Genomic DNA, 16,012 nt, shown 5'->3' with positions numbered 1-16,012 from the left:
TCATCCTGTCCTTTATGGGGTCACTATGCCGACCCGATGGGGGCCACCAGCACCTTGTCGATGCGGCGGCCATCCATATCCACCACCTCGAACCGGTAGCCATCATGCTCCACCAGTTCGCCGGCGGTGGGGATATGGCCGAACTTGAACAGCAGGAAACCGGCCAGCGTGTGATAGCCGCTTTCCTCGTCCCGCAGGCTCTTCAACCCCAGATGGGCCTCCACCTCTTCCACGGCCATCATGCCGTCGATCAGCAGGGAACCATCGGCGCGGCGGACGATATCCGCATCCTCATCACCAATATCCGGCAGTTCGCCGGCAATGCCTTCCAGCACGTCGGTCAGGGTGGCAATGCCTTCCACCGAGCCATATTCATCCACCACAATGGCCATCTGCTCGCCCGACTGCTTGAACAGTTCCATCAGGCGCATCACTTCCGTGCCGTCATGTACCACCAGCGCATCGCGCACGGCGGGGCGCAGATCGAGCGCTTCGCCTTCCAGCATCCGGTGCAGCAGATCCTTGGTGTGGACGATGCCCAGCACATCATCCAGGTCACTGCGGCAGACCGGCAGGCGGGAATGCCCGCTTTCCCGGATATCGCGTTTGATATTGTCCAGCTGATCGTCAATATCCAGCCACATCACCTCCGGCCGGGGCGTCATGATCGAACGCACGGTGCGATCGGCCAGACGCATGACACCTTCGATCATGCGCTTTTCATCCGGATCGAAGACACCGCTGGCCGTGCCCTCGGCGATCAGGCTCTTCACCTCTTCTTCGGTCACCGTCTGCTCGGCCTTTTCCGGCACCCGCAGCAGCCTCAACATCGCTTCCGTGGAGGCACCCAGCAGCCAGACGAACGGCGCCGTGGCCTTGGACAAGGAGCGCATGATCGGGGCGGCGAAGGTGGCAATGCCCTCCGCATTGTTGAGTGCCACGCGCTTGGGCACCAGTTCGCCGACGATCAGCGACAGATAGGTGATGGCGATAACCACCAGGGCCAGGGCCGCTTCCTGACCATAGCCGGCCATGCCCGGCAGTTCATCAATCCACGGCCCCAGCCGGGCGGCCAGAGTAGCGCCACCAACGGCGCCATTAATCACACCGATCAGCGTGATGCCGATCTGCACCGTGGAAAGGAAGCGCGAAGGATCTTCCTGCAGGGCGAGGGCAACGGTGGCGCCGCGCCGCCCCTCCTCCGCCATCTGCTGCAAGCGGATCTTGCGGGCCGAGACGACCGCCAGTTCCGACATGGCAAAGAAACCGTTGAGGAGAATGAGGAACAGGACCGCGGCGAGTTCGAGCGAAACCATCTTCTGCGTTATGTGACGCGAGCCAGGAGGCGGCCCGCATCTGCCATCCTAACGCATTGCGGCAGAAATGCGAGGGCGGTTGCAGCCTGAAAGCAAAATTGCCCGTCGGTTGATGCAACCAACGGGCGGGCAGCCCCGTTTCCTTCCCGCCATGCTCCCCGCCCATGGCTCCAGGCGGGGGAAATTATCCGCAAAGCCCAAGGGCACGCCCATGCCACACAGCAGCCAGCCATCCCCCACCGATATCCCGCTCAACAGCCCGGTCCGGCTGGGTTCCCTGCGATTACCCAGCCGGGTGGTGATGGGGCCGGGGCTGCAGGGTCAGGCCGGGGCTGGCCATGTGCCATCGCTGGCAATGCTGGAACAGTACGCAGCCCTTGCCCCCAGGGCTGGTCTGCTGCTGACGGAGCCGGCCCATGTCGTACCGGACCCGACCGTGCATCCGGGCACCCCTGGCCTGTACAGCCCCGAACAGGCCGTCGCCTGGCGTGGCATCAGCGACACGGTGCATCAGGCCGATGGCCGCCTCGCGGCCCGCCTCTACCATGCCGATTGCTGGCGGATCGCCCAGGATGGTGAGAAACTCGCCGATCTGTTCGGTATCGCCGCCAACCGCGCCCGACAGGCCGGTTTCGATGCGGTGGAGATCGACGCGCTGGGGCTGACGGCAGGGCCGCATGGGCTGGCCGGGCGGCTGGGGCTGATCGTCGATGCGGTGACGGAGGTGATGGGGTCGGCCCGCACCGGCGTGCGGCTTGGCCTGGGCGGGGCCTGTGCCCGCGGGCGGCCCGCCATGGCGGAGGCCCGTCTGGCCGAGGCGCTGGACCTGCTGGAGAAGGCAGGGATCGGCTTTCTGCATCTCCAGGTCGGCTGGGCGCCGGACGAGGCTGTCGCCCTGGCACGTGCCCTTTACCGTGGCAAGTTGATCGTCAATGCTGGCGCTGCCGGCTGTAATCTGGTGGCCCAGGGGCTGGCGGACGCAGTGCTGCTGGCCAGTGGTCGCGTATCGTCCGCCACGGTCCCCCTGCCTGCCAGCGCGGCGGCGTAAGGCTCCATACGACAATCCCCGTCCTGGGCAGGCCAGGACGGGGATTGTGCAGGTGGCGATTATTCTTGATCGAAACAGCGACCGCTTCAGGCCACAGCCAGCCCAGCGGGCTTGCCGCAATCATTGCAGGCCATACGGCTGGCGACGGTGCGGACGATATCCAGTACCTCTTCGCGCTTCACGCCGTCGCGGGCCAGCAGCAGATGCATGATCGGATCATCCAGCAATTCGCCCAGGCTGGCCTCGCGCCGGTCGGCCTTGGCCAATTCGGGCAGGCTGATGCCCAGCATATGCTCGGCCACGGGTTTGGCATCGACAAACTGGCCCTCACGGCCATGGGCGGTGCGGGTCTGCGCGGGATCGTTGATCATGATCGTCATCGCGGCTTCTCCCTCTGGTGTCTTTCGGCGGCGTTCCATGTTGGCTGCAATAACGCCACTATCATGCGCCGGTTCCATGACATTCCAATGTCCAAAATACCCTGTCAGAGCGGCATTTGGCCCAACCTATACTTCTGCGCCGGAACCATGCCGCTGGGCATAGACCGACCCTAGGCCGGATCAGACAGGGACGCCGTGATGCAAATCACGCCCCCGGTGACAAAAAGGAAAAAGCCGTTGCCGGGTGGAACCGGCAACGGCTTTTTCCTGTCACCTCAAGAGCCATGGTTGATAGCTCCTGAGGTTTTTTATGTTCCCTCAAGCGCCGGGCGGCGGCATCCGCCGCCTTGGCTTGCGCGCCCAAGGGGGCGCGGGCCAGCAGTCGCCGGCCTCCAAGGGGCATGGAACACGCCCCTTGGGATCGCGGAGCAGCCGAACCTTACTGGTTCATGCTGTCGAAGAAATCGTTGTTGGTCTTGGACTGTTTCAGCTTGTCGACCAGGAACTCCACGGCATCCTGCGGACCCATCGGGTTGAGGATACGGCGCAGAATCCACATCTTGGCAAGGGCCCCACGATCGACCAGCAGGTCTTCCTTGCGGGTACCAGACTTCTGGATATCCAGCGACGGGAAGACGCGCTTGTCGGACAGCTTGCGGTCCAGCACGATTTCGCTGTTGCCGGTGCCCTTGAACTCTTCGAAGATCACTTCGTCCATGCGGCTGCCGGTATCGATCAGCGCGGTGGCGATGATGGTGAGCGAGCCGCCCTCTTCGATATTGCGGGCAGCACCGAAGAAGCGCTTGGGGCGCTGCAGGGCGTTGGCATCCACACCACCGGTCAGCACCTTGCCCGACGAGGGAACGACGGTGTTATAGGCGCGGCCCAGGCGGGTAATGCTGTCCAGCAGGATCACCACGTCACGCTTGTGCTCCACCAGGCGCTTGGCCTTTTCCAGCACCATTTCCGTCACCTGCACATGGCGGGTCGCCGGCTCGTCGAAGGTGGAGGAGACCACCTCGCCGCGCACGGAACGGGCCATGTCGGTCACTTCTTCCGGACGTTCATCGATCAGCAGAACGATCAGATAAACTTCCGGGTGATTGGTGGCGATGGAATGGGCGATGTTCTGCAACATCACCGTCTTACCGGTGCGCGGCGGTGCCACGATCAGGGCGCGCTGGCCCTTGCCCAGCGGGGCCACCAGATCGATGACCCGCGTGGTCATGTCCTTGCGGCCCTTGCCGTTATTATCGACCTCAATCTCCAGCTTCAGCCGTTCATCGGGATAAAGCGGGGTCAGATTGTCGAAATTGATGCGGTGGCGCACCTTGTCCGGATGGTCAAAATTGATGGTGTTGACCTTCAGCAGCGCGAAATAGCGCTCCCCATCCTTGGGCGACCGGATCTGGCCTTCCACCGTGTCGCCGGTGCGCAGGCCGAACCGCTTCACCTGGCTGGGCGAAATATAGATATCGTCCGGACCGGGCAGGTAATTCGCCTCCGGGCTGCGCAGGAAGCCGAACCCGTCGGGCAGCACCTCCAACACCCCCTCGCCATAGATCGGCACGTCATTTTCCGCCAACTGCTTGAGAATGGCGAACATCATGTCCTGCTTGCGCAGGGTGCCGGCATTCTCAATCTGCAGCTCTTCAGCGAAGGCGAGCAGTTCGGCGGGGGTTTTGGCCTTGAGTTCCTGGAGATTCATCGCGGGCTTATGGTGGCGGTCCCTGGGACCGGTTGCGGGAGGGCGGAAGATCGTCCTGATGGAAGGGGAGATAATCTGGAGCGCGCTGGCGAAACCCGCCCCACCGTCAGCCGCCACAGGGGCGGCGGCAGGGACCGGTCATGCCGGATCAATGATCCCGATAACGGATGGCAGACCGCCTTTGTTGCGGTCGGCCGGCAGCGGGCGGCATATCTGGGTGGAGTCGGATCGTGCAGCGTGTCACAGGGGGCAAGATCGGCCGGGATATCTGCGGAGGGGAAAGCACCACCGGCACGTCCCAGCCGAGGGTCAATCGGCCGAAGGGCAAACCGGTCGGATCAGAACAGGCGACCACCACATTCCCTGGCGGGAATGTTTCCCCTTGCACGGCATGACAGCGATGAAACCATCGCCAGACATGACGGCAGGCGGGTAAGAAGATAAAAACCCGCAGGGAACGGCTGCGCCAGCAGCTTTCTGGACAGATGGTTAGCCCAGCGTGCGGTTCAAGTCAAAGCAAAAGCGCCCGGTTGTGGCAAAAGGTGCCAATCCGTTGCCCTGCGGACTCACCGTCAGGACGAAAGCTGTATAAAAATGCGCAACCGACAAATGCGGGCTATGCTTAAACGGTTGTTCCTGTAATATATGCACAAGGATAGGTCAGGGCTGGACGGTATGTCGATGCGTCTATTAATTGCCGATGATCATGAGCTGGTCCGTGATGCCTTACGCTCGCATTTCGAGCGGGAAGCACCGGGCACCATTGTCAGGGGTGTGGGCACCGTCAGTGAGGCGCTGAAGGCGCTGGATGATGGTATCGCCTTCGATATCCTGCTGCTGGATCTGCGGATGCCCGGGATGAACGGGCTGAACGGCTTGGTGCGCCTGCGGGAACGCTACCCCTCCCTGAAGATCGCCCTGATGTCGGGCGAAGCCAAGAATGAGGATGTGCGCCTGGCGCTGGCCCATGGCGCCGTCGGCTTCCTGCCCAAGACCCTGCCCGGCACGATGCTGCTGCAGGCATTGCAGCGGATGCTGGCCGGTGAAGTCTTCGTGCCGGACAATATGGCGGAGACGGCCACCCAGGCCGACGGCAACGCGCTGAACGGCACCTTCACCCGCCGGGAGCGGGAGGTGCTGGATTTCCTGCTGAAGGGTCAGTCCAACAAGGAGATCGCCCGCGCGCTGGAGCTGGAGGAGGTGACGGTGAAGCTGCATATCCGGGGGCTCTGCCGCAAACTGGGGGCGAAGAACCGCACCCAGGCGGCCATGCGCGCGGTGGAGCTGGGTCTTGCCCGCTGAAACGGGGAAGGCCGCCGTACCGGCCGATCTGCCCCGCGACCCCAACGGGTTGCCGCGCGGCTTCCGCCACGATCTGATCAACGCGCTGAACGCCATCCAGGGCTTCGCCACCTTGCTGGAAGCGGATTTGCCGGAAGGCGACAGCCGCTCCTTTGCCAGCCGCATTCGGCAGGCCGGGGCGGAAGCGATGCGGCTGGCCGACATGATCCCATCCAGCCCGAAGGAGACGGTGCGGGTGCTGATGGTGTCCAGCGCCAGTGATGCCGACATGCTGGTGCTGGCGCTGGATGGTTTCGGCTGCGACATCACCCTGGTGGACAGCGTCAGCCGGGCCAATCAGGCCCTGGCGCGGGCGCCCAAGGCCTGGGATCTGGTGCTGGTGGAACCGGTTCTGGCCGTGCATGTGGAAGAGGCTGCCACAACAGCCGGGCTGCCGCTGCTGACCCGTGACCCCGCCATGCCAGCCGCTTCGCTGGCCATCCTGCTGCGGGAGTCGGTCCAGCGGGGTTAATGTTCTGGATGGATGACGGCGTGCCAGATAGTGCCCCGCTGTCATCCCCCGGACACGGCGCTGCAATGCGCCAGCCCGTTACCGCGCCGCAATAAGTCGCTGTCCCCCGCCCCTGGATCGTGCCACAGTTGCCCTTGCTACCTTCGGGTTGACAAGAGAGGTGTCGCATGAAGACACACATCAAGGCACTGGGCGCCGGGATTTTCGCCGCTTTCATGGTTCTGCTGGGCGGCGTGGCAACTGCAGCAGCCCCTTCCGCCTGCACCATGCCGCAACTGAATGGCGGTACCGGCACGGATGCCGTCGCCGCCATCGACCGCGACCGCCAGGCACTCTTGCGGTATGAGGCCTGCCTGGAGGAGGAGGAGCTTTATCAATCCTTGAGCGCCGGGTCGACGGAAACCACTGCCCGTCAGCGCCAAGCTGCCGCCAATCTCCGCCGCACGCTGGAGGCCTGGCAACAGACCCGCCGCGCTGCGGAAGAAGCCCGGTTGCAGCGCAAAGGGTCTTAAAAGACCCTTATCGACAGGGGGGAAGAGGTAGCACCAACCTCCCCCTTCCCCGACATTATGATCAATGCCCCCCGCCCTGCTGGCTGCTGTCAAAGGCACGCTGCTGTTCAGCCGTCGCCTCGCGCTGGTGCAGGCGCTTCCAGTCTTCATAGGGCATCCCATAGATGATCTCGCGCGCCTCATCATAGCTGAGACTGTGCCCGTGTTCCTCCGCCGCTGACCGATACCATTTGGCCAGACAGTTACGGCAGAATCCGGCGAGGTTCATCAGGTCGATATTCTGCACATCCGTGCGTTGCTGGAGATGCGCCACCAGCCGGCGAAAAGCGGCAGCCTCCAGTTCTGTCTGTGTCTGCTTGTCCATATTGCCTCCTGCATTGTCAAACTGGTCAAGATTTCATCACCTTTTCAAAACAAGGCGACGCGTCATCATAAAGATTGGAACTTTCTTCCATTAACCACTTAATTTTGTTGTCGCCGGACACATCTTGGGAAAGTATCGATATTATATATGGTTTCGCTATGTCGAGTTCCCCCGCCAGCGGAGGCCCCATGATCATCGATATGCGTACCCGCCTGCCCCAGGGGCATCTGGCCAATAACTTGGCCAATATCAACTTCCATGCTGAACAGTTGCGCCGTTCCAGCAATGAATTTTCAAACCTGGTGCAACAGCTCCAGGCGCTGGACTTTAATGGCCTGCTGCGGGCGTTTGAGGCGGCGCGCTGACGGTCGGGGCCGCCAGCAGCGGCCCCAACAACCGGGCCAGCCGTTCCCCCCAGGCCGCCGCCCCCGCCGCATCGGCAATCAGATCCTGACGGATTTCCAGCATCACGCTGGGAATGCCGGTCGGTTCTGGATGGTGGATGATGGTGTAATCGGTGCCGGTGCGGGCGCTGTAGGGTTCGTTGTCGCCCACGACAATATCCCCTTCCGCCCGCAGTGCCGCCAGCAGGGGCAGGGCGATCCGGCCATCCTGGTTCCACAACACCCCGACATGCCAGGGGCGCGCCACGCCGCGCATGGCCGGTGTGAAGCTGTGGATGGAAACCAGCACCGGCTGCCGTCCGCCATGCCGGATGGCCGCCAGCCGGGCGCTGATCGCCTGATGATAGGGATGGAACAAAGCATCCAGCCGCGCCTGCCGGGCGGCTGGGGACATATCCGCATTGGCCGGAATCGGCGTACCGTCACTGACGGTAGGCATACTGGTTGGGTCATCCGGGCGGCGGTTGCAATCCACCACCAGACGCGAATAGACGGTGAGGATGGCGGCTGCATCCAGCCGCCGGCTCAGTTCCGCCGTCACCGCCGCCGCACCGATATCCCAACCGATATGCCGGTCCAGTTCTGCCGCCGGCACCCCGCCCAGGTCGCCCAGCGCCTGCGGCACCGAATTGCCGGCATGGTCGCAGACAAGCAGGATCGGGCTGGCCGATTGCGGGTTCAGCAGCCGAACGGGGGCCGGATCGGCCGCGGTCAGCAGGGGGGTGTCGAGAGGGGCTTCCAGCATGGTTCCCCAGCTTTAACGCATCATTGGGCGGCCGCAAAGGGGCGGCATCACACCTGCCTTGCGGAGCCAACTGCCCGTCACCGGTGTTTCATGAATGGTTCAGGGGAACCCGTCCCGCCATGGAGGAATAACGCCATGACCCAGACGCCACCCGATCTGCTGCGTCAGCTTTACCAGACGGCACTGGCCGCCAGTGCCGACCGGCAGCCCCACCCCTCCCGTGACCGGTCTGCCGCCGCCCTGTCAGCGGCCACAGCGATGGCCAGCGATCTGGGCCTGGAAACCATCCAGTTGGAGACCGTGCCGGATGCCAGCGTCGCGGCCCTGGTGCGGCCCCATGCCGATCTGGCACGGGCCACGCCGCCGGGCACAGTGATTTTCTCCAGCGCCAGCCCGCAGCGGCTGCGCGGCCAGGATAACCTTGCCCGCAACCTGTCCTATTTGCTGGGCCTGGGGCTGGCACTGGATGGCGCCCGCGACATCTGGGCGCTGGCAGCCGATACCGAGGGGCTGGACAGCGGGGGCACGGCTGCCGGCGCCCTGCTGCACCCGGACAGCCTGTCGCGCGCCCTGGCGCTGGGGCTGGAACCGGGCAGCCTGCTGGATCAGGGGGAGGCCCTGCATTTTTTCGCCAGCCTGGACGATCTGCTGCCCCCCGCCCCCACGGAGGCACGGATGCGGGATTTCCGCGCCATCCTGGTGCTTTAATCACCCAAACCAAGGGCGCGGATGCCGCCGCCCAGCGTCTGACGAGACGCAAAATCTGACTTGATCGGTCAGGTCGCGATCAAGGCGGGGTTTTCTATCCCCGCAGCCGCCGGCCCGCCACCACGGCGCCGCCGACGATCAGCAGGCAGGCGGCGCCCACCACCCAGCTGAGTGCGGCGCGACCAGCCAGGATCAGCAGGGCGGTGGACAGCAGTGGTGTGGCATAGGAAAGTGCCCCCAGCGTCTGGATATCGCCGCGCTTCACCCCATGGTCCCAGACGAAAAAGGCCAGCCCCACCGGCCCGATGCCCATGGCCGCCACCACGGCCCAGCCCCAGCCCTGCGGCCAGACCGTCACCTCAAACAGCAGGTGGCAGAGGCCGGACAGGGCGGCCGTGGCCAGACAGAAGAAACTGACAATCTCTGTCGGCACTGCGCCGAAGCGGCGTGACAGCACTGAATAGCCGGCCCAGGTGACCGCACAGGCAATGGCGGAGAGATATCCGGGCAGATATTCCGCCTTCACCGCCAGCCCCGCGCCGCCGGTAACCAGCAGCAAGGTGCCGGCCAGCCCGCAGCAGGCCCCCAGCACCTGCGCCCGGCCCAGCCTTTCACCGGGCAGCAGCCCGGCAAAGACGACGATCAGCAGCGGCCAGAGATAATTGATCAGGTTGGCCTCTGCCGCCGGTGCGGATTGCAGGGCCAGGAAATAGAGGAAATGATAGCCGAACAGCCCGCCGATCCCCAGCGCCCAGACCGGCCAGGGCTGGCGCAGCAGCGGGGCCAGCGGACGTCCCAGCACCAGCAGCAGGCAGAGGCTGACCAGCCCGCCGACGCCGAAGGACAGCGACACCAGCAGAAAGGGCGGCACCGGCCCGGCCAGGGCTGTCAACAGCGCCAGGGTGGACCAGATCAGGATGGCGCTGGCCCCCACCAGGGTGGCGCGTCGCAGGGTGGGGCCCTTGGCCCCGGCGGTGATCGTACTCATGCCGGCAAGGGCTCCAGAACCCGGTGCTCCACCTGGGTGGACAGCAGCATCACGCAATGGGTGGCACCATAATCGGCCAGCTGGGTCAGCAGCCGGTCCAGATGATGCACATCGCGCGCACCGATGCGCAGCAGATAGCTTTCATCCCCCGTCACCTGATGGCATTCCAGCACCTCCGGCCGGTTGGCGGCGAATCGTACCAGCGCCTGATCCCGGCCGGGCAGGATGCGCAGGCGCACAAAGCCATTCAGCCGCAGCCCGAGGGCGGCATGGTTGACCTCCGCCCGGTAGCCCTGTATCAGGCCCGAGGCTTCCATCCGGCGCACCCGCTCCGCCACGGCCGGGGCGGTCAGCCCCACCTGGCGGGCCAGATCGGCGAAAGATTGCCTTGCATCGCGCTGCAGCTCCCGCAGCAGGTGCAGGTTGATCTCGTCCAGCGGGTCGTGTGCGGGGGGATGACGGTCAGACATGATCGTTATCCTGCCTTAACCAAAACCGCCTGTCATGCGTCAGCGTGAAGGTGATGTGACAGTGCCTTGACCCTGTTGCAGGAGTGCGTCGATTGCTGGAAGAAATGGGCATCCTGTGGCGGGGAATGGTGCTGGGCCTGATCATTGCCGCCCCGGTTGGCCCCACCGGCCTGTTATGCATCCGTCGCAGCCTGGAACGCGGCTTGGCGACTGGATTCGCCACTGGCATCGGGGCCGCCATCGCCGATGCCGGCTTCAGCGCCATTGCCGCCTTTGGCATCACCGCCGTGCTGGATATCATCACCGGCAATATATTGGCGCTGCAGATCGTGGGCGGCCTGTTCCTGCTGGGGGTGGCTGTCCATAGTTTCCTGCGCGATCCCAAACCGCTGACGGCGGTGCCGGTGGCGGGCAACCTGCCGGCGTCGGTGGCGACGGGCCTGTTGTTCACCATTACCAACCCGGTGACCATCCTGGGCATCGGCACCATCGTGGTCAGTTTCGGCCATACCAAGGGGCCGGCACAGGATGCCACGCTGGTGGCGGGTATCTTTCTGGGATCGCTGCTCTGGTGGGCCATCCTGTGCGGCGGCGTCACCCTGCTGCGCCGCCGGGTGACGGGCAACAGTGTGCATTGGATCAATATCGGCACCGGCATCCTGCTGGCCGCCTTGGGGCTCTATGCGCTGGCGGGTGCGGTGCGGACGTTGATTTGAGGGGCAGGCGGGGGGACGCCCTTCCACGGGGCGCCCCGGTCGGCGCTCATAGGCACCAACATAGTCCCCTGGAACCAGGTGCCTTCCCCGCGGAAGCGGGGATCCAGGGGCCGCAAGAACCACACTTTATTGCCCTTGGCCCCTGGACCCCCGCTTTCGCGGGGGAGGCAGGGAGGGAGCAAGAGACGACGTCACCGCCTGTCCCTGGCGCGGTCATCCGGGCATCAGCCCTTCAGCACCAGGGTGGACCAGTCACCCAGGCGGAAGCGCTTGACCAGCCGCAGGCCCTGGGCGCGGTGGGCGTTGATCACCAGCGGTTCCTGCCGGTGCAGCAGACCGGACAGGATGACGGTGCCACCCGGTTGCAGGTGGCGGCGCAGGCTGGGCGACATTTTGGCCAGCGGGCGGGCCAGGATATTGGCGACGATCAGGTCGAACTTGCCATGCCGGCGCACGGCTTCCGCCGCATAGCCATTGGCGGCATAAAGCTTCACCAGCTTGTGCACCCGGTTCAGCTTGGCATTTTCCTGCGCGATCTCAATCGACAGCTCGTCAATATCCACGCCGATCACCGGCACATGGGCCAGCTTGGCCAGCGCAAAGGCCAGGATGCCGGAGCCGCAGCCCATATCCAGCGCATCCTTGATGCGCCCCTTGGCGGCCAGTTCGGAAATGGCGCGCAGGCAGCCCTGGGTGGTGGCGTGCTCGCCCGAGCCGAACGCCATGGCGGCTTCGATCTGCAGCCCCATCTTGCCCTTGGGTACGGGCTTCTTATGGTGGCTGCCATGAATGAAGAAGCGGCCGGCCGTAATCGGCGGGAAGCTGAGATAGGTCTGGGTCACCCAGTCGATGGGGGCCAGCGGCTCCTTGGTCATCTCCGGTTCGGCGATGCCATGGGCGGCGGCCAGCACGGCCAGCTTCATGCCGATGCGCGTGGTGTCGGGCTCGTTATAGGAGGTGCATTCGATCAGCCACTGGCCGCCTTCCTGCAGCTCGAAGGTGGAAACGGCATCAACATGCGGTTCCACCATATCGGCGAAAACGGGGACCAGCGCCTCCGGCACTTCGAACGCGACACGCCACATCGGCTGCATGAAACTCTCCGCCCCTGGTCCGGGATTGTCTGGTGAATGGTTGCGAGATGCCTGTTCTAGCTTGGGCGGGCGGTGCCTTCAATGCAGCTTTGCCGCAGGCGTGCCGCGCCCTGACGGCGGATCAGGTCATGGGTTGAGAGAATAAGGTTAATAATTCAGGAACTTGACTGTCAAAATCCTGAAACGCTCCCCTGCTATCGCCATGCTGCGCCGCAATATAAGCCAAACAGCGGTGTTGTAAGGGAAGCCTCATCATGACTGACAAGCGCCTTCTGGCCGGCACCGCGCTGGCCCTGCTGTTCGCCGCCACGCCGGCTTTGGCCCAGACCACCACGGCTACCGATGCGACCCAGGTGGCCGATGCGGCGGAGATGATCGACGAGATTATCGTTTTCGGCCGTGGTGAGGCCCGGCAGGTCCAGGGTGTGACCGCCGCCGCCATCGCGCTGGAAGCGCCGGGCACCAGCCCGCTGAAGGCGATCGACAAGCTGCCGGGCGTCAGCTTCCAGTCCGCCGATCCGTTCGGCGCCTATGAATGGTCGGCCCGCATCAGCATCCGTGGCTTCAACCAGACCCAGTTGGGCTTCACCCTGGATGGGGTGCCGCTGGGCGACATGTCCTATGGCAACCATAACGGCCTGCACATCTCTCGCGCCATCAGCTCTGAAAATGTCGGGGCGGTGACGGTGGCGCAGGGGGCCGGTTCGCTGGCCACCGCATCGACCAGCAATCTGGGCGGCACGGTGCAGTTCACCTCCCGCGATCCGTCCAAGGATGCCGGCGCCACCGTCGCCGGCATGTTCGGGTCGGAAAATACCGGCCGTGGCTTCGTGCGGCTGGAAACCGGGGAGCTGTCCACCGGCACCCGCGCCTATCTCAGCTATACCCGCCAGAATGCGGAAAAGTGGAAGGGCGATGGCATCCAGCGCCAGGATCAGTTGAATTTCAAGGCGGTGCAGCCGGTGGGCGAGGGCACGCTGACGGGCTGGGTCAACTGGTCCGACCGGCGCGAGAATGATTACCAGGATCTGTCCCTGTCGATGATCAACCGGCTCGGCTATGACTGGGACAATTTCGCCAAGAACTGGGGTCTGGCTGTTCAGGTGGCCGATATCTATAACGGCAATGTCAAAGGTGCCTATCCGGCCCCGGTGCAGTCCCAGGACGATGCCTATTATGATGCCGCCGGCCTGCGCAAGGATACGGTCGGCGCGCTGACCCTGAACTACCCGATCAATGATGTGGTGACGCTGGACCTGACCGGCTATGGCCACAAGAATGAGGGCCAGGGCGTCTGGTTCACCCCCTATCTGCAGACGCCGGGCGGCGGCCCGATCTCTATCCGCACCACCGAATATGATATTGAGCGGTTCGGTGGCATCGGCGGCCTGACGGTGGAGCTGGGCGATCACAAGATCAATGGTGGCGTCTGGTTTGAAGATAATGATTTCAACCATGCTCGCCGCTTCTATGGGCTGAACCGCACCTCGCCGGGCCGTTCGGCCACCCAGTTCCAGACCGGGCCGTTCTTTACCCAGTGGGAATATAGCTTCAACACCAAGACCACGCAGTTCCACCTGTCCGACGCTTGGCGGGTCACCGATGCATTGACCGTCAATGCCGGCTTCAAGTCGGTCAATGTGGAAAACAAGGCCAATACGCTGACGGGCCCGGTGAAGACCGGCACCATCAAGGCCGAGGATAATTTCCTGCCCCAGGCCGGCTTCCTGTTCGACATCACCAACGAGCATCAGATTTTCGGTTCCTATGCCGAAAATATGCGTGCCTTCGAATCGTCGGGCACTGGCGGGCCGTTCAGCACCACGGCGGAAGCCTTCAACAAGATCCGTGGCACGCTGGAACCGGAATCCAGCCGCACCTTCGAACTGGGCTGGCGCTTCCGGGTGGAGCGGTTCCAGGGCGTGCTCGCCGCCTATGATGTGAAATTTGATAACCGTCTGCTGACGGTCACTGTCGGGTCCGGCATCCTGGGTCTGCCGCCCTCCCTGCAGAATGTCGGCAGCGTGACGACGCGCGGCCTGGAAGCGGCTGGTACCTATAACCTGACCGACGCGGTGTCGCTGTTCGCCTCCTACACCTACAATGACAGTTCCTATGATGACGATGTGCTGGATGGGAAAGACACCATCCGCACCAAGGACAAGACCGTCGTCAATTCGCCCAAGCATCTGCTGAAGGGCGAGGTCTCCTATGATGACGGCAACCTGTTCGGCAAGCTGGGGGCGTCCTACACCTCCAAGCGCTATTACACCTATCTGAATGATGGCTCGGTGGACAGCTACGCGCTGGTTGATGCCACTGTCGGTTATCGTTTCGAAGGCGGGGCGTGGCTGGAAGGCATGGAAATCCAGGCCAATGTCACCAACCTGTTCGACAAGGAATATGTCTCCACCATCGGGTCGAACGGTTTCGTGAACAGCGATCCGAAGGGCAATGCCCAGACGATGCTGGCCGGCGCGCCGCGCCAGTTCTTCATCTCCCTGAAGAAGCAGTTCTAAAATCAGGTTATTACGAGAGGCGCCGGGGGATGCGTTCCCCGGCGCCTTTCCCATGTCAGGATGCAACCGATGTCCCGTTCCCCGCTTGATCGCCGCACCCTGCTGACCGGCATGGCCGCCCTTTCCGCCGCTGCCACGGTGGCACCGAAGGTAAGTGCCCAGTCGGTGAAACGGCTGGCACCGACGGCCACGCCGACCCGCATCGCCTTCGGCTCCTGCGCGCATCAAAGCAAGGATCAGCCGATCTGGGACGCCATTCTGGCGGCCAAGCCGGACCTGATGATTCTGCTGGGGGATAATGTCTATCTCGACACCCGCAATGTCGAGGACATGAAGGCCAAATATGCCCTGCTGGCGGCCAAGCCGGGCTTTCGCAAGCTGCGCGACGCCGTGCCCATCGTCGCCACCTGGGACGATCATGATTTCGGCGAGAATGATGCTGGCGCCGATTACCCGATGAAGGCGGAAAGCCGCCGCCTGTTCTGTGATTTCTTCGGAGAACCGGCCGACAGCATCCGCCGCAGCCGGGCCGATGGCATCTATACCGATTACCTGTTCGGGCCCGCCGGCCAGCGCCTGCAGATCATCCTGCCGGACCTGCGCTGGAACCGGGCACCGTTGAAGACCATCGATATGGGCGGGCAGGATTATGAGACCTGGGCCAAGGCCCGCCATGCGGCGGGCAAATCCGTGCCCGGTCCCTATGAACGCCAGCCGGAAGATGGGGCCAGCCAGATGGGGGAGACCCAGTGGCGCTGGCTGGAAGAACGGCTGGCCCAGCCGGCCGACCTGCGTATCCTGGCCTCCTCGCTTCAGGTCGTTTCCGACTTTCCCGGCTGGGAGGCCTGGATCAACTTCACCCATGATCACCAGCGCCTGATCGAGGTGATTCGCCAGAAACGGGCCAATGGCCTGTTCTGCATTTCCGGCGATACGCATTATGCCGAATTTTCCCGCCTGGACCTGAATGTCCCCTATCCGCTGTGGGACTTCACCTCTTCCGGCCTGACGGAGGTATGGCCGGTGCTGCCGCCCAACGCGCGCCGGGTGGGGGAGGCGTACCGGTCACAGAATTTCGGCCTGATCGAGGTGGATTGGGCGGCGGGTTCCGTGCAGATCGGCATTCATGATGTGGCCGGCCAGCGGCAACTGGCCCAGGGCCTGCGGCTGGCCGACCTGCGGGTTGGGTGATTATCCCAATCTCTGTCATCGCCAAGCGGGCGCTTC

Annotated in this window: 17 protein-coding genes; 9 read left to right on the top strand and 8 right to left on the bottom strand. The window is 63.8% G+C overall.

What is annotated here, in order from left to right; all coding sequences use genetic code 11:
- Positions 1-23 precede the first annotated feature (23 nt).
- A complete protein-coding gene (locus PCJ49_RS11090) occupies positions 24-1,316 on the bottom strand; it encodes a hemolysin family protein (RefSeq protein WP_269910984.1) in 1,293 nt (430 codons plus the stop codon).
- A gap of 211 nt (positions 1,317-1,527) precedes the next feature.
- Between PCJ49_RS11090 and PCJ49_RS11085 the strand changes: the two genes are divergently transcribed.
- On the top strand, positions 1,528-2,364 hold the full coding sequence (locus PCJ49_RS11085) for a hypothetical protein (RefSeq protein WP_269910983.1): 837 nt from the start codon (positions 1,528-1,530) through the stop codon (positions 2,362-2,364).
- Positions 2,365-2,450: 86 nt separating this feature from the next.
- Here the strand turns inward: PCJ49_RS11085 and PCJ49_RS11080 are convergent, their stop codons facing one another.
- On the bottom strand, positions 2,451-2,744 hold the full coding sequence (locus PCJ49_RS11080) for a hypothetical protein (protein WP_269910982.1): 294 nt from the start codon (positions 2,742-2,744) through the stop codon (positions 2,451-2,453).
- 439 nt (positions 2,745-3,183) lie between these two features.
- Positions 3,184-4,452 (bottom strand): transcription termination factor Rho, encoded by a 1,269-nt coding sequence (gene rho / locus PCJ49_RS11075; RefSeq protein ID WP_153204029.1) that lies wholly within the window; start codon positions 4,450-4,452, stop codon positions 3,184-3,186.
- Between the two features lie 681 nt (positions 4,453-5,133).
- Between rho and PCJ49_RS11070 the strand changes: the two genes are divergently transcribed.
- The 3 genes from PCJ49_RS11070 (at position 5,134) to PCJ49_RS11060 (ending at position 6,777) form a co-directional block, all read left to right on the top strand.
- The gene (locus tag PCJ49_RS11070) at positions 5,134-5,754 is read left to right on the top strand and encodes a response regulator transcription factor (protein WP_160105718.1); all 621 of its coding nucleotides are present in this window, start codon (positions 5,134-5,136) and stop codon (positions 5,752-5,754) included.
- On the top strand, positions 5,744-6,265 hold the full coding sequence (locus PCJ49_RS11065; protein WP_089287669.1) for a hypothetical protein: 522 nt from the start codon (positions 5,744-5,746) through the stop codon (positions 6,263-6,265). The genes PCJ49_RS11070 and PCJ49_RS11065 overlap by 11 nt, the downstream gene beginning before the upstream one ends.
- Before the next feature lie 167 nt (positions 6,266-6,432).
- Positions 6,433-6,777 carry a hypothetical protein gene (locus tag PCJ49_RS11060; RefSeq protein WP_269910981.1) on the top strand — a complete coding sequence of 115 codons (345 nt, stop codon included), beginning with the start codon at positions 6,433-6,435 and terminating at the stop codon, positions 6,775-6,777.
- A gap of 61 nt (positions 6,778-6,838) precedes the next feature.
- Here PCJ49_RS11060 and PCJ49_RS11055 read toward each other — a convergent pair whose 3' ends face one another.
- Positions 6,839-7,141, bottom strand: a complete 303-nt coding sequence (locus PCJ49_RS11055) for a DUF1244 domain-containing protein (protein WP_269910980.1) — start codon at positions 7,139-7,141, stop codon at positions 6,839-6,841.
- A gap of 188 nt (positions 7,142-7,329) precedes the next feature.
- On the opposite strand from PCJ49_RS11055, the gene PCJ49_RS11050 reads away from it, so the two are divergent.
- A complete protein-coding gene (locus PCJ49_RS11050) occupies positions 7,330-7,506 on the top strand; it encodes a hypothetical protein (RefSeq protein ID WP_269910979.1) in 177 nt (58 codons plus the stop codon).
- On the opposite strand, the gene PCJ49_RS11045 is transcribed toward PCJ49_RS11050, so the two are convergent.
- Entirely contained in the window at positions 7,469-8,290 is an 822-nt protein-coding gene (locus tag PCJ49_RS11045; RefSeq protein ID WP_269910978.1) for an N-formylglutamate amidohydrolase, read from the bottom strand. The two genes, PCJ49_RS11050 and PCJ49_RS11045, sit on opposite strands and share 38 nt — an antisense overlap.
- Before the next feature lie 135 nt (positions 8,291-8,425).
- Between PCJ49_RS11045 and PCJ49_RS11040 the strand changes: the two genes are divergently transcribed.
- Positions 8,426-8,998: an MOFRL family protein gene (locus tag PCJ49_RS11040; protein ID WP_269910977.1), complete on the top strand. Its 573-nt coding sequence runs from the start codon at positions 8,426-8,428 to the stop codon at positions 8,996-8,998.
- Positions 8,999-9,092: 94 nt separating this feature from the next.
- On the opposite strand, the gene PCJ49_RS11035 is transcribed toward PCJ49_RS11040, so the two are convergent.
- Positions 9,093-9,986 carry an EamA family transporter gene (locus tag PCJ49_RS11035; RefSeq protein ID WP_269910976.1) on the bottom strand — a complete coding sequence of 298 codons (894 nt, stop codon included), beginning with the start codon at positions 9,984-9,986 and terminating at the stop codon, positions 9,093-9,095.
- Positions 9,983-10,456 (bottom strand): Lrp/AsnC family transcriptional regulator, encoded by a 474-nt coding sequence (locus tag PCJ49_RS11030; protein ID WP_089287677.1) that lies wholly within the window; start codon positions 10,454-10,456, stop codon positions 9,983-9,985. The genes PCJ49_RS11035 and PCJ49_RS11030 overlap by 4 nt, the downstream gene beginning before the upstream one ends.
- A gap of 92 nt (positions 10,457-10,548) precedes the next feature.
- On the opposite strand from PCJ49_RS11030, the gene PCJ49_RS11025 reads away from it, so the two are divergent.
- Entirely contained in the window at positions 10,549-11,172 is a 624-nt protein-coding gene (locus PCJ49_RS11025) for a LysE family transporter (protein ID WP_269910975.1), read from the top strand.
- Between the two features lie 224 nt (positions 11,173-11,396).
- Here PCJ49_RS11025 and PCJ49_RS11020 read toward each other — a convergent pair whose 3' ends face one another.
- A complete protein-coding gene (locus tag PCJ49_RS11020) occupies positions 11,397-12,266 on the bottom strand; it encodes a 50S ribosomal protein L11 methyltransferase (protein WP_269910974.1) in 870 nt (289 codons plus the stop codon).
- Between the two features lie 254 nt (positions 12,267-12,520).
- Here PCJ49_RS11020 and PCJ49_RS11015 point away from each other — a divergent pair, with 254 nt between their 5' ends.
- Both PCJ49_RS11015 and PCJ49_RS11010 read left to right on the top strand, forming a co-directional pair.
- The gene (locus PCJ49_RS11015) at positions 12,521-14,785 is read left to right on the top strand and encodes a TonB-dependent receptor (RefSeq protein ID WP_269910973.1); all 2,265 of its coding nucleotides are present in this window, start codon (positions 12,521-12,523) and stop codon (positions 14,783-14,785) included.
- A 69-nt stretch (positions 14,786-14,854) separates the two neighbouring features.
- Positions 14,855-15,976 carry an alkaline phosphatase D family protein gene (locus PCJ49_RS11010; protein ID WP_269910972.1) on the top strand — a complete coding sequence of 374 codons (1,122 nt, stop codon included), beginning with the start codon at positions 14,855-14,857 and terminating at the stop codon, positions 15,974-15,976.
- Positions 15,977-16,012 lie beyond the last annotated feature (36 nt).

Origin of the sequence: Niveispirillum sp. BGYR6 (assembly GCF_027568365.1) — a bacterium.
Lineage (GTDB): Bacteria > Pseudomonadota > Alphaproteobacteria > Azospirillales > Azospirillaceae > Niveispirillum.
Note: the sequence above shows the minus strand (reverse complement) of the source record. Positions and strands in the feature narration are given on the sequence as shown.

Coding starts and splice junctions, on each gene's coding strand:
- PCJ49_RS11090 (WP_269910984.1), bottom strand. CDS start 1,316: ATGGTTTCGCTCGAACTCGCCGCGGTCCTGTTCCTCATTCTCCTCAAC.
- PCJ49_RS11085 (WP_269910983.1), top strand. CDS start 1,528: ATGCCACACAGCAGCCAGCCATCCCCCACCGATATCCCGCTCAACAGC.
- PCJ49_RS11080 (WP_269910982.1), bottom strand. CDS start 2,744: ATGACGATCATGATCAACGATCCCGCGCAGACCCGCACCGCCCATGGC.
- rho (WP_153204029.1), bottom strand. CDS start 4,452: ATGAATCTCCAGGAACTCAAGGCCAAAACCCCCGCCGAACTGCTCGCC.
- PCJ49_RS11070 (WP_160105718.1), top strand. CDS start 5,134: ATGCGTCTATTAATTGCCGATGATCATGAGCTGGTCCGTGATGCCTTA.
- PCJ49_RS11060 (WP_269910981.1), top strand. CDS start 6,433: ATGAAGACACACATCAAGGCACTGGGCGCCGGGATTTTCGCCGCTTTC.
- PCJ49_RS11055 (WP_269910980.1), bottom strand. CDS start 7,141: ATGGACAAGCAGACACAGACAGAACTGGAGGCTGCCGCTTTTCGCCGG.
- PCJ49_RS11050 (WP_269910979.1), top strand. CDS start 7,330: ATGATCATCGATATGCGTACCCGCCTGCCCCAGGGGCATCTGGCCAAT.
- PCJ49_RS11045 (WP_269910978.1), bottom strand. CDS start 8,290: ATGCTGGAAGCCCCTCTCGACACCCCCCTGCTGACCGCGGCCGATCCG.
- PCJ49_RS11040 (WP_269910977.1), top strand. CDS start 8,426: ATGACCCAGACGCCACCCGATCTGCTGCGTCAGCTTTACCAGACGGCA.
- PCJ49_RS11035 (WP_269910976.1), bottom strand. CDS start 9,986: ATGAGTACGATCACCGCCGGGGCCAAGGGCCCCACCCTGCGACGCGCC.
- PCJ49_RS11030 (WP_089287677.1), bottom strand. CDS start 10,456: ATGTCTGACCGTCATCCCCCCGCACACGACCCGCTGGACGAGATCAAC.
- PCJ49_RS11020 (WP_269910974.1), bottom strand. CDS start 12,266: ATGCAGCCGATGTGGCGTGTCGCGTTCGAAGTGCCGGAGGCGCTGGTC.
- PCJ49_RS11015 (WP_269910973.1), top strand. CDS start 12,521: ATGACTGACAAGCGCCTTCTGGCCGGCACCGCGCTGGCCCTGCTGTTC.
- PCJ49_RS11010 (WP_269910972.1), top strand. CDS start 14,855: ATGTCCCGTTCCCCGCTTGATCGCCGCACCCTGCTGACCGGCATGGCC.